Origin of the sequence: Weissella sp. MSCH1 (genome assembly GCF_045799135.1) — a bacterium.
In the GTDB taxonomy this organism is placed as follows: domain Bacteria; phylum Bacillota; class Bacilli; order Lactobacillales; family Lactobacillaceae; genus Weissella.
The window spans coordinates 41,439-53,021 of sequence record NZ_JBJMBA010000037.1; the positions used below are offsets into that span (position 1 = coordinate 41,439).

The 11,583-nt window shown below is 45.0% G+C and carries 12 protein-coding genes; 10 read left to right on the forward strand and 2 right to left on the reverse strand.

The features are described from left to right. Window positions 1-106: 106 nt before the first annotated feature. The 10 genes from metK (at window position 107) to rlmD (ending at window position 10,326) form a co-directional block, all read left to right on the forward strand. Window positions 107-1,300 (forward strand): methionine adenosyltransferase, encoded by a 1,194-nt coding sequence (metK, locus tag ACJ28U_RS04975; RefSeq protein WP_099088662.1) that lies wholly within the window; start codon window positions 107-109, stop codon window positions 1,298-1,300. Between the two features lie 117 nt (window positions 1,301-1,417). Next, a complete protein-coding gene (locus tag ACJ28U_RS04980; RefSeq protein ID WP_407618583.1) occupies window positions 1,418-1,954 on the forward strand; it encodes a DUF1697 domain-containing protein in 537 nt (178 codons plus the stop codon). 140 nt (window positions 1,955-2,094) lie between these two features. Further along, window positions 2,095-3,873 carry a glycerophosphoryl diester phosphodiesterase membrane domain-containing protein gene (locus ACJ28U_RS04985; RefSeq protein WP_407618584.1) on the forward strand — a complete coding sequence of 593 codons (1,779 nt, stop codon included), beginning with the start codon at window positions 2,095-2,097 and terminating at the stop codon, window positions 3,871-3,873. A 14-nt stretch (window positions 3,874-3,887) separates the two neighbouring features. After that, a complete protein-coding gene (locus ACJ28U_RS04990; protein WP_186433923.1) occupies window positions 3,888-4,040 on the forward strand; it encodes a hypothetical protein in 153 nt (50 codons plus the stop codon). 249 nt (window positions 4,041-4,289) lie between these two features. Beyond that, the gene (locus tag ACJ28U_RS04995; RefSeq protein WP_407618585.1) at window positions 4,290-5,537 is read left to right on the forward strand and encodes a glycoside hydrolase family 1 protein; all 1,248 of its coding nucleotides are present in this window, start codon (window positions 4,290-4,292) and stop codon (window positions 5,535-5,537) included. 5 nt (window positions 5,538-5,542) lie between these two features. Further along, window positions 5,543-6,766, forward strand: coding sequence for an MFS transporter (locus ACJ28U_RS05000; RefSeq protein ID WP_407618586.1), 1,224 nt, complete (start codon window positions 5,543-5,545; stop codon window positions 6,764-6,766). Between the two features lie 104 nt (window positions 6,767-6,870). Continuing rightward, window positions 6,871-7,419: an NADPH-dependent FMN reductase gene (locus ACJ28U_RS05005; RefSeq protein WP_099088667.1), complete on the forward strand. Its 549-nt coding sequence runs from the start codon at window positions 6,871-6,873 to the stop codon at window positions 7,417-7,419. Between the two features lie 133 nt (window positions 7,420-7,552). Further along, window positions 7,553-8,374: a hypothetical protein gene (locus ACJ28U_RS05010; RefSeq protein ID WP_407618587.1), complete on the forward strand. Its 822-nt coding sequence runs from the start codon at window positions 7,553-7,555 to the stop codon at window positions 8,372-8,374. Window positions 8,375-8,537: 163 nt separating this feature from the next. Continuing rightward, window positions 8,538-8,858 (forward strand): hypothetical protein, encoded by a 321-nt coding sequence (locus tag ACJ28U_RS05015; RefSeq protein ID WP_085638704.1) that lies wholly within the window; start codon window positions 8,538-8,540, stop codon window positions 8,856-8,858. 88 nt (window positions 8,859-8,946) lie between these two features. Then, window positions 8,947-10,326, forward strand: coding sequence for a 23S rRNA (uracil(1939)-C(5))-methyltransferase RlmD (gene rlmD / locus ACJ28U_RS05020; protein ID WP_407618588.1), 1,380 nt, complete (start codon window positions 8,947-8,949; stop codon window positions 10,324-10,326). Window positions 10,327-10,364: 38 nt separating this feature from the next. Here rlmD and ACJ28U_RS05025 read toward each other — a convergent pair whose 3' ends face one another. Beyond that, the gene (locus ACJ28U_RS05025; protein WP_099088671.1) at window positions 10,365-10,877 is read right to left on the reverse strand and encodes an rRNA methyltransferase; all 513 of its coding nucleotides are present in this window, start codon (window positions 10,875-10,877) and stop codon (window positions 10,365-10,367) included. Then, a complete protein-coding gene (locus ACJ28U_RS05030) occupies window positions 10,840-11,532 on the reverse strand; it encodes a phosphatase PAP2 family protein (protein ID WP_407618589.1) in 693 nt (230 codons plus the stop codon). Before ACJ28U_RS05030 ends, ACJ28U_RS05025 begins: the two co-directional genes overlap by 38 nt. Window positions 11,533-11,583: the final 51 nt, after the last annotated feature.

Here is an 11,583-nt window from a genome sequence, read left to right on the forward strand (position 1 = left end):
TTTCTAGCAGATAGGCGCATATCGATTCAACCCGACATGCCGCCTACGAGTGGTATGTCGGGTTTTTAGTTTTTGAGAGATATTAAGTTTAGGAGATTTTTTACACATGACAGAAAAGCGTTTGTTTACGTCAGAATCAGTTTCAGAAGGCCACCCCGATAAGGTTTCAGACCAAATCTCAGATGCCATCTTGGATGCTGTTTTGGCACAAGACCCACAAGCCCGTACCGCCGTTGAAACATCAGTAACGACAGGTTACGTGAACATCTTTGGTGAGATGTCAACGAAGGCCTATGTAAACATCAACGATATCGTACGCCAAACATTGAAGCGTATTGGTTACGATGATAAGGATGCTGGTTTCTTGGCTGATGATATCCACGTTGGGATTACGTTGGATGAGCAATCACCAGATATCGCCCAAGGTGTTGATTCAGCAATTGAGCAACGTGAAGACGGTGGGGTTGATCCATTGGACCAAATTGGTGCCGGTGATCAAGGCTTGATGTTTGGTTTTGCAACGAACGAAACCGATGAGTACTTGCCATTGTCAGTTGTTTTGTCACACAAGTTGGTGAAGAAGCAAGCTGAAGTCCGTCGTAACGGTGAGTTGTCATACTTGTTGCCTGATGCCAAGGCGCAAGTGACAGTTGAATTGGACGAAAACGACAAGCCAACGCGTATCGACGCCGTTGTTTTGTCAACGCAACACCGTGATTCAGTGACATTGGATCAATTGCGTGCTGACGTGCGTAAGTTCATCCTTGACCCTGTGTTGCCAGCCGACATGGTCGATGACGACACACGTTACTACATCAACCCAACTGGTCGTTTCGTTATCGGTGGACCTAAGGGTGATGCTGGTATGACGGGTCGTAAGATTATTGTTGACACGTACGGCGGATACGCACGTCACGGTGGTGGTGCCTTCTCAGGTAAGGACGCAACCAAGGTTGACCGTTCAGCTGCCTACGCAACGCGTCACATCGCCAAGAACATCGTTGCAGCTGGTTTGGCCGAAAAGGTTGAAATCCAAGTTGCCTACGCTATCGGTGTGGCTGCCCCAGTTTCAGTTAACGTGAACACGTTCGGTACAGGTAAGGTTTCTGATGATGAATTGGTCGCCGCAATCCGTGACTTGTTCGAGTTGCGTCCAGCCGGAATCATCGAGGACTTGGACTTGCGCAAGCCTCGTTACGAAGCAACTGCCGCATACGGTCACTTCGGTCGTCCTGAATTGGACTTGCCATGGGAGCGTTTGGATAAGGTTGACGAGTTGAAGGCATACTTTAACAAGTAAAAGAAATTATGGAAGCATTGTGAGTCTTTGGGCTCACGATGCTTCTTTTTTGATATAGGCAAGATTGCTTTGATAGAATGAACGGATAATTCTATGTAAAAACCGAGGTGATGCAGAATGACAGTGTACGTAGCCCTGTTACGCGCGATAAATGTAGGCGGTAAAAACAAAGTGCCGATGAGCGACTTGCGTTTGGTGTTTGAGTCACTCGGCTTGACGGATGTTAAGACAATGCTTAATTCCGGCAACGTCATCTTTACTGCGAATGAAGCAGCGGTGTCTGTGGATAAAATAACAGTGACGTTAGCAAAAACGTTTGGTTTTGACATTCCGGTATTTGTCATGTCCCGTGAGGAGGTAATTAGCACGGTCGATGATGCGCCAACGTGGTGGGGTATAGATGACGGTGGCCGTCATGACACCATTGTTGCCGTTTCTGCAGCAGAAGCCAATCGAATCTTCGTAACGTTTAGCAAATTTGCCGGGCCAGGTGATTACATTGCTGTAAAAGGCCGAGTGGTCTACATCAGTGTCATCCCGGAGTTACGCAACAAGAGCGGAATTTTAAAAATTAGTCGAACGCCTGAGTTTGGTCAAGTGACAGTGCGAGGTGCGAATACATTTAAAAAACTTGCGGCAAAGTTGATGAGTTGAAGGTTTGTTTTAATTGAGAAGCATTGTGAGTCTTTGGATTTACGATGCTTCTTTTTAATCCAGTTTGAACCGCAACACCCAGAAAACACGGGATATCTTGCTATAATAGCTTCAATAAAAAACGAACGAGGCAAAGAATTATGAAACGACTTTGGGAGTTAACATGGGGGCGATTTTGGCAATCGCGTTGGGCTTTTAGTCGCGTCTACCTAGCCGTTACCATCGTCATTACGGCATTGGCGATTCCAGTGTTGAAGGGGCTGGTGTACGTCGGACAGTGGCTGGATAATGTGCCATTTTTATCACTGTCGAATTTTAAGCAGATGCTTTTACAAAATCCGGCTTTCACGGTGATTTTGATTATTGCGATTGCGGCGCTGTTAGCAGTGTTCGCCTGGCAGGCGGTGAGTTATGTGCTTGGCTTTTCAGCGATTCATGCGGGGCAAAAGCCGACCGCACTGAGTGCCATGAAGCAAGCTGGCTACCAGATCCGACGAATGGGATTCGGTCGTAGTGTATTAATTGTGGCGTATGGGTTGTTAGCACTGCCGTTTCCGATGCTGACCTTTCATTCAGCGTTATTGACGGATGTGAAAATTCCAGAATTTGTCTGGCCGACGATTATGGCGACTACCTGGATGTGGGGAACGCTGGCAATATTGTTTGTGGGCGCATTGTTTTTGGCGATTCGGTTCTTCTATGTGTTGCCGGAACTGGTTCTACATCAGCAATCGGCCAAAACCGCGCTACATAATAGCTGGCAAAAAACGGCTGGCCGGTCAGGTTGGCGTTTGGTGTTCAAGTTATTTTTGGGATCGTTGCTAATTGGTGCGATGACGTTACTTGCATTTGGGGCGACGTACTTGTTGCAACTTGGTATCGATCAACTGGGTAACCTTGATGTAAGTGCGCTAGGTGCGGTACTGACGTTCATTTTGGCAACGCTAAGTGACATCTTATTCAGTATTGTGGGTCTGCAATTTGTATTCGGCCTGATGACGCGTGATTATCAGGTAGTAGAGTTAACTGATTTTGTCAGCAAACCAAAGCGTTCAAAACGCTGGATTGGGGCGTTCTTGATTTTGAATTTGATTGTGCAAGGCGCGACGCCATCGTTTTGGTTTGTGGTCAATACGGCTAATCGGCACATGAAAATCATTTCTCACCGTGGTGTTGACGGCGGTAATGGGGTGCAAAACACGATTCCGGCATTACGAGATACAGTAGCGAAGGCACATCCAGACTATGTTGAAATGGATATTCGTCAAACTAAGGATGGCAAATGGGTCTTGATGCACGATCCAACCTTAACGACCTTAACAAAAGGGGCGTCAAACAAGTCAATTTCGGACTTAACGCTACAACAAGCCACAGCGTTAACGGTTTATGAGAATGGTCATACAGCAAAAATTCCGAGTTTTGCGGCTTATGCAAAGGCGGCTGAGCAGGCTCATGTGAAGTTGCTCGTCGAAATTAAGACTGAGCGACAAACAGCACCAGATTTGGCAGATTCATTTTTGAAACAATTTAAAACGGTGATGGATCAAAATGGTTGGGAAATGCATAGTTTGAATTATTCAGTTGTGCAACGTCTCAAAAAGTTGGACCCTAAATTGCCGGTTGGTATGATTTTACCGGGTGATTTTGTGGGCAATCCGGTGACGAGCGCGGACTTCTACACAATGGAGTATTCGTTTTTAACACGTGAGCAGGTTGAAAGTTTGAATGAACTGCGGAAGGGTGTCTATGCCTGGACTGTTAACGATGAGACGGGGATGGTTGCGGCATATTCACAAGGTGTACAGGGCGAAATCACGGATGATGCCACGACATTGCATGCGGTGATGCAGGATTCGGACAAAGCCCGCTTGATGCATCAGAAATTAGGTCGATATATAGTTAATATCCTGGCAGAATAGTGGGAGGTCATGAGATGTTAATCATTATTATTGTGATTATTGCAATTCTCGGAATGATTGCTAGTTTTGCGTCTGATTCAAATGATAGCGGACCAACCCAAGAAGATTTGGATCGCTGGGATGAAGAACGGCGGACAATCAAGCGCCATGAACGACATCGTTGGTGATAATAGATAAAGAGCCATGTTTCTGTGAAGCATGGCTTTTCGTTTTATATAAAGTTAACTTTATATAAAACGAAAAATCGCAAAAATATAAAGTTAACTTTATATCGATTGGCATTAGAAAGCTGACAAATTTGCCGAAATCAAAAATTTAAAAAACGACGGTGTACAGATTTTTTGTAAGGAATTTTCTATACTAAAAGGAATGACTAGTTTACAAATAGTTATTTGGAGAAAGAATAGGAAGAGAAAATGGCATTACGGGGCAAAGAATTTTTATGGGGTGCATCAATTGCAAACTATCAAACGGATGGCGCAGAAAATACGCAGTGGCATGAGTGGGAGCTTGCGAATGCTGACCGCTTAGCAAGTGACTATAATACGGCATTCAAGGATGTCCCAACGGTTGATGATTTCCGTGCAGCTGGGAACGATCCGCAAAACTATATCAGTGGGATGGGGATTCATCATCGGGAGCGTTATGATAGCGATTTTGATAAACTACAAGCACTAAACTTCAACGCTTTTCGATTCAGCGTGGAATGGGCCCGCGTTGAACCGGAAGAAGGGGTTTATGATGAAAGCGAAATTGCATTTTTAAAGGATTATATTGCCTCAATCAAGTCACACGGGATGACACCGGTCTTGACGTTATGGCATTGGACGATGCCGGTGTGGTTTACGGAAAAAGGTGGCTTTGAAAAGCGTGAAAATGAACGGTACTTCGAAGAGTTCGCGGCATACGTCTTGCAGAAATTACAAGATGACATTGATATTGTCTTAACTTTTAATGAGTGGAATGTCTATACATTTGCTGGCTATATAGCAGGTGAATGGGCCCCAATGCAGACGTCATTTTTGACAGCGTTTAAGGTGGCACTGCACTTAACGGAAACGCACAATCGCGTCTACGATATTGCCAAAATGATTAAACCAGCATTCAAAGTGTCGGTGGCTCACAATACGGCCGATTTTATCGCGTTAAACCGGAAGGTAACAACGAAGCTCGGTTTGGCTTGGAATCGGTGGCAACGTGACGGATTTTTCTTAGATCGGACGTATCAAAAAATGGATTTCTTGGGTCTGAATTGGTATAACGCCGATAGTTATGATGGTTTTGCAGTTAAAAATCCTAACGAAAAGGTCAATGACATGGGATGGGATATGCGACCAATTCGCATTGAAAAGACCTTGGTTCGCTTGTACAATCGTTATCAGTTGCCAATTTTAATTACGGAAAATGGCTTAGCTGATGGTGATGATTCCGATCGTGAATGGTGGATTTCGGAGACGTTGCAGGCATTAGAAAATGCTGAAGCGACCGGCGTTGATTTAATGGGGTATCTACACTGGTCGGCGTTTGATAACTTTGAATGGGATAAGGGGTATTGGCCCCGATTTGGCTTAATTGCCGTTGATTATGAGAACGACTATCAGCGTGACATTCGCCCATCAGCCCGTTATTATGCAACGCGAATTTTAGAGTATCGAGGTAAGTAGAGAGAATGAATAAGCAACCAATCTCGCGTCAATTTTTCTTAATGTACGCCTTGGCATTCGTTGGGGTATGGATGGCCTTTATTGCCCCTACGATGTCAGGACTGCAGCTTCGAATTGGGCAAATTGATCCGGCGCATAAAGCGAGTGGTTTAGCGCTCGTGTTGGGGGTTGGGGCTTTACTAGCATTGGTTAGTAATCCAATTTGGGGACAATTATCAGATCGGCATATGGGGCGTTGGGGACGCCGTAAGCCGTTCATGTTCTTTGGTGCATTGGCGGGGACGGTAGCGTTATTTGTGTTGCCCCTTATGCAGACAGTTATGGGCGTTGTGATTGCTTGGAGCGTGGTTCAGTTAGTGTTTAATGCAGCAATTGCAGCATTACATGCCATCACATCAGATGTTTTTCCAGAGTCAGAACGTGGCAAGGCCAGCGTGTCGGTTGGTGTCGGTGGTGGTATTGGCACAGTATTAGGCATTGGACTTAGTGCAGCGTTAGTTAAAACGCCACTCTTAATGTTTGGTGTACCAGCACTACTGGGCTTTATTATCTTGCTGGTTTTTTTATTGTGGTATCAGGATGCACCGCTGCAGGTAGCGCCAGCTAGAGCCAGTGTACTAAAAACAGTGCTTGAGAGTTATACCTTTAATTGGCGACAAACGCCGGATTTTGGCAAGCTCTTAACGGGAAATTTCTTCATCTTAATTGGGTTGAACATTATTACGACCTATCAAGTGTATGTGATGTCCGATCGATTGGGGTGGTCAGACGCCAAAGTGGCCAGCATGATTACAGTGATTTACCTGATATCAGGGGCATCGTCGATGGTAGCAAATTACATCGCGGGATGGTTGTCAGATAAATATGCCCGATATCGCGCTTGGATTATTGGTAGCGCTCTATTGTTAGCGGGGACGGCCACGATGTTTGGTTTTCGACCGGACTTGCTCATGTTAGCGGCCGTTTTGGCTGGCTTAGCGCAAGGCGCTGAAAATAATGTGGCCTATGCGGCATTATCATTAACGATGCCGGACCAGGAAAATGGCGGTAAATGGTTGGGTATCGGTAATATGTCGATGGTCTTACCGCAATCAATCGCGCCGGCGGTGGCGCCGATTTTGTTGGCAATTGGTAATCAATCAGTTAATTATGTGTCGCTGTATTTGGGCGCCGCAATCATTGCGGTTATTGGTGCCGGTGTCATCATGACCATCAAAAAATTACAATAAAAATGAAGACCTTTTAATTTGACCTGTTGATTTTTTGTGCTACGTCGTATAGACTTATATTTTGTAAGTGAAATGTAGCACACAGACAGTTAGGAGATTTATTCATGACAAAGTACGGTGTAATTGTTGGATCAATTCGTAAGAACTCATACTCACTTGGTGTGGCTGAGGCCCTTGTTGCTGGTTTGCCAGCTGATGCAGAAGTAACGTACTTCGACATCGCAAGCTTGCCTTTGTACAACCAAGACTTGGATGCAAACTCTCCTAAGGAATATGAAGACTTCCGCAAGTTGGTTGCTGAACAAGACGCATTCATTATCGTAACGCCTGAGCACAACCGTTCAGTGCCTGCTGCATTGAAGAACGCTTTGGACATTGCTTCACGTCCATGGGGTCAAAACGTATGGGCTGGTAAGCCAGTTTTGCCTGCATCACAATCAATCGCCGGTCTTGGCGGTGTTGTGGCGCACCACGTATTGCGTAACACGTTGGACTTCTTGGACATGGCTGTTATGCACCAACCAGAACTTTACATTGGTAACACGATGGACTTGGCTGACGAAGGTGGCAAGATCACTAACGAAGGTACAAAGAAGTTCTTGGCTGAATCAGCTGCTAAGTACAACGACTTCGTTTTGAAGGTTCTTGGCTAAAATATAGACTAATGAAATGACGACTCGCAAATCTGCTAGTCGTCATTTTTGTTTGACCTGATAATTAGCCATAAGGGCCTAATTGCTGTTATGATTATTAACAATAATTAAGTACAGTTTGGAATGGTGATACATGTTATTAAATGAAATGTTTGATGATTATGGTGAGCTGATTTTATCACCGACTGATTTTGTGAGCCTTGAAGTGTATCACGAACTCATTGATTTAATCACCGCTAAAGATGCTGAAGGTGCCACGACACTTTTGCAAGATATGCGCGCTGTTAATATATTCTCAACTCGCACGGTGGGGATGTTATTTGAAGATGCCGCCAAGAAATTTGATGTAACGATTAACCAAGTTGATGGGTTAATTATTATGACGTTAGGCACTTTGGTGGCGCCGTTTGTTTCTGAACGGGCAATGCAAAATGCCGGCCTAGAGTGGTCGGTGGCTGACGGTGAAGCACGTATTACGGTGGCGTTGGATGATTTAGTTGCCCAACAAGTAAGTGTCTATACAGTTTTTGCGGAATTAGCTGATCCGGTGACCCGCCCTAAAAAATTACTGCCAAAGTTTTTCAAGGCGGTTGTTGATGAAGTGCCAATTAGTTACCAGGCTGCATTGATAGATTTGCAGGAAATGAAATTTGAGTTGATTGGGCAGTTGCCAGCAGAACGGCAGACAACGGTCACATCACAACCAGACGAAATTGATTATCGTGAGGACGCACGGCCATTTAAATTTGTTGATTATGATCACATGATTGACTATTCGTTCCTACTCAATGATGCGGGCCAACGGGTGGCTTTGTACCGGTTAGATAGTGGCGAATTTGTGGCGATGGTCCCAACGCAGGATGAGACCGCGCGAGCATTAGCCGTTGAATATAAGGGGCAAATGATGCCGGTTGCGGCAGCTTATGTTGAAGAACACGGACGCCGTATTAACTAACAAAAAAGCAGATCTTTCGATGACGAAAGGTCTACTTTTTGTTAACCATGTTGCTTAAAAACGTTTCTATACAGGCGTTTATGGCTGATTGTTTTGTTGCAAAACGAAAAATTATCAGATATGATGAAATTGTGTTGTGGAAGTAATCAATGGGGGACATGTCATGAATCAAGGGATTTTATTACCAGAATCAACGGTACAATTTGTTACGAAACAAGAATTTGAATCATTCAAGCAACGAGAATTTACGAAGCTACAACAGGATGTAACAGAACTACAACGTGATGTGCATGATGTTCAGAAGGACCTGCACGATGTTAAAGATGATGTCGCAGCCATACAGACGAAAATGAACGGTTTCGGCGAAGATATGGCAGTACTGCGCTCCGATAACCGTGCGATTAAATGGTTACTTGGTCTTGGTGTTGTACTGCCTGGTTTGACGTTTACTGTTCGGCAGCTTGTCGAAATGGTAACGTACTAAGGCTAACCGACTACGTGATGAATATTCCACCGTGCATTCAGGTATAATGGATAGTGGAAATTAATTTGAGAATCACGAGATAAAAAATATGAGTAATACAGTTATTCCGGTAAAGCTCGGCGAACAGTACGAAGGCACTGTTGTCGACGTGCTTTACACGGGGGTTGGGGTCATCATGGTGGATGATTACCCAATCCATTTGGAGAACGCCTTTGAAGGCGAGAAAATTCGATTTGAAGTGACACAAGTTAATCGTAAGTTCGGGCGTGCCAAGGTCGTTGAAATTGAAGTTGCCTCGCCAGATCGTGTCGATTCAGGCAAAGATTACCTGCTTGAAGCCGGCATTGCACCTTATGTTAACTTGGCTTACGATGCCCAACTTCGTTTGAAGCAACAACAAGTGCAGAAGTTATACAAGGCAGTCGGCATTGATGTTGACGTGGCACCCACAATTGGGATGGATAACCCTACACACTACCGCAATAAGACGGTTGTGCCAGTGAAGTATGTCGATGGCAAATTAACGACGGGGTTCATTAAGAAGCGTACGCCTGGCGACATTGTGCCATTGGATGACTACTTCGTTAATGACGAAAAAATTGATCAAATCATTGGCATTGTCAGGGACATTCTCGATGCGCATAAAGTGTCAGTCTTTGATGACGACACACAAGAAGGTGAAATGCGATACATCATGGTTCGCCGTGGCTACTATAGTCATGAGGTGATGGTGGTGCTAGTCACGCAAACACCAACTTTGACCGATGAAGACGCAATTGCTTCTGATATCGCTGCTGCCGTTGCAGGCGTTAAGAGCATTATTTTAAACCACAATCCGCGTAGTTTACACGTGTTGACTTCAGGTGATAATCGCACATTGTGGGGAGCGGATGCCATCCACGATAAGTTGTTGGACATTGATTTTGAAATCGGCCCAAACTCGTTCTACCAGGTTAACCCACAAACGACTGAAGTGTTGTATGACATGGCAGCCACAAAGGGTGAGTTGAAAGAATCGGATACGGTTATCGACGCATACTCAGGTATTGGTACCATTGGATTAACAGTGGCCGACCGTGTCGACAAAGTTTTAGGTGTGGAAGTTATCGAACGTGCCGTTATTGACGCGCAAAAGAACGTCGCAAACAACAACGTGCAAAATGCAGAGTTTGTGACAGCAGACGCACCCGAGCAAATGCAAAAGTGGAAAGATGGCGGTCTTAAGCCGGATGTCATCTTCGTTGATCCGCCTCGTCGCGGCTTGACGGAAGAATTACTTGATGCGGTGGCTGATATGAACCCCGACCGGTTTGTTTACGTCTCATGCAACCCCGAGACGATGGCGCGCGATGCCCGTTATCTAATCGATAAGGGCTTCCGTATTAAGGGAGATATCCAACCGTTGGACCAGTTCCCGCAAACTGCGCACGTTGAAGCAGTGGCGGTGTTTGAACCAATTGAAAAGTAAAAAATAACGCCTAGATTATCGAATCTAGGCGTTATTTTTTAACGACGTTGAACAAGCAAAGCAGTTTCGCCAGTCAAAATGTCTTCGTACTTGTGGACATTGTAAGAATCGGTTGGTAATTGTGCCACATATTCTTGTGCCGCAACTAAGTTAGCTGGGTTATCTGATAGCAACAAAACCAAACCGTTCGTCTTCAACACCATCAACAGCATTTTCACGGTGTTCGTTAGTGTTGTGGTATCCATGGTTTCATCGACTTGAAACAACGCAGCCGCAACGGGCGTTGTTGGTTCCAAGTAATTCGTAATAGCTGAAAAATCCTTGCTGATAAGTTCCACACGTTCATGCAAGCCACTCAAAAATAGTGAGGTTGCGACGTCATCAATTTCGGCTTTGACATCTGAAAAGGCCAATACCTTACCAGTGTCGCCAACACGGCTAGCCAAGAAACGCGTGATATCACCGTGACGAATGGTGGCGTCAATTGCCAAATCGCCGGGGACTAAGTATTCGTTAAGCGTGATTTGCGCTAGGTTCTGGGTTGATCGCATGTTCGAAAACCTCTCGTGTTCGATATTTAAAAATAAGTTCCTTAGACATAATCAAAAAGAAAACGCCTAAACTAAAGCCGGTTAAGACGTCGGACAAGTAGTGCACGCCTAAGTAGACACGGCTAATGGGGATAGCGAAAACCAACGCGCCAAAGAGTGTCATGAAGGCGTAGCGCAATTGGTCCTGCTTCTTTAGATAGTAGTGAACTAAAACTATCAATGAACCATATAGTAACACAGCATTTAGTGCATGCCCGGATGGGAAGGAATAGCCACCCTGTGCAATAACATGATAAATGTCAGGACGGGGCCGATGAAAGATATGTTTCATTAACATCATTACGCCAAGACCAAAGACACCAACATTGACGACCATAAAGACAGCAACGTCAATTTTACGGATTAGCAAGGCAATAATGGCGGTGATGGCCATGACCAAGGCGGTCCATTTTGTATTACCACCACGGGTGATGTTACGGAAAAACCAAGACCGTTCAGGGGTTAGGGGCTCACGAATGTGTTTGAACCCAAATTGGTCAATCCAATCGATATAGCCCAGGTGGTGTGTATAACCAAACGCTAAAAAGATAAACATCAGCAAACCCGCAATTGCGACACCAAGCTGCAGGTAGTCGAATTTACGCATTTGGGACATATGCGACAGCTCCTTTCACATTAAAAATTTCATAAACTCAGTCTATCACAA

Coding starts and splice junctions, on each gene's coding strand:
- metK (WP_099088662.1), top strand. CDS start 107: ATGACAGAAAAGCGTTTGTTTACGTCAGAATCAGTTTCAGAAGGCCAC.
- ACJ28U_RS04980 (WP_407618583.1), top strand. CDS start 1,418: ATGACAGTGTACGTAGCCCTGTTACGCGCGATAAATGTAGGCGGTAAA.
- ACJ28U_RS04985 (WP_407618584.1), top strand. CDS start 2,095: ATGAAACGACTTTGGGAGTTAACATGGGGGCGATTTTGGCAATCGCGT.
- ACJ28U_RS04990 (WP_186433923.1), top strand. CDS start 3,888: ATGTTAATCATTATTATTGTGATTATTGCAATTCTCGGAATGATTGCT.
- ACJ28U_RS04995 (WP_407618585.1), top strand. CDS start 4,290: ATGGCATTACGGGGCAAAGAATTTTTATGGGGTGCATCAATTGCAAAC.
- ACJ28U_RS05000 (WP_407618586.1), top strand. CDS start 5,543: ATGAATAAGCAACCAATCTCGCGTCAATTTTTCTTAATGTACGCCTTG.
- ACJ28U_RS05005 (WP_099088667.1), top strand. CDS start 6,871: ATGACAAAGTACGGTGTAATTGTTGGATCAATTCGTAAGAACTCATAC.
- ACJ28U_RS05010 (WP_407618587.1), top strand. CDS start 7,553: ATGTTATTAAATGAAATGTTTGATGATTATGGTGAGCTGATTTTATCA.
- ACJ28U_RS05015 (WP_085638704.1), top strand. CDS start 8,538: ATGAATCAAGGGATTTTATTACCAGAATCAACGGTACAATTTGTTACG.
- rlmD (WP_407618588.1), top strand. CDS start 8,947: ATGAGTAATACAGTTATTCCGGTAAAGCTCGGCGAACAGTACGAAGGC.
- ACJ28U_RS05025 (WP_099088671.1), bottom strand. CDS start 10,877: ATGCGATCAACCCAGAACCTAGCGCAAATCACGCTTAACGAATACTTA.
- ACJ28U_RS05030 (WP_407618589.1), bottom strand. CDS start 11,532: ATGTCCCAAATGCGTAAATTCGACTACCTGCAGCTTGGTGTCGCAATT.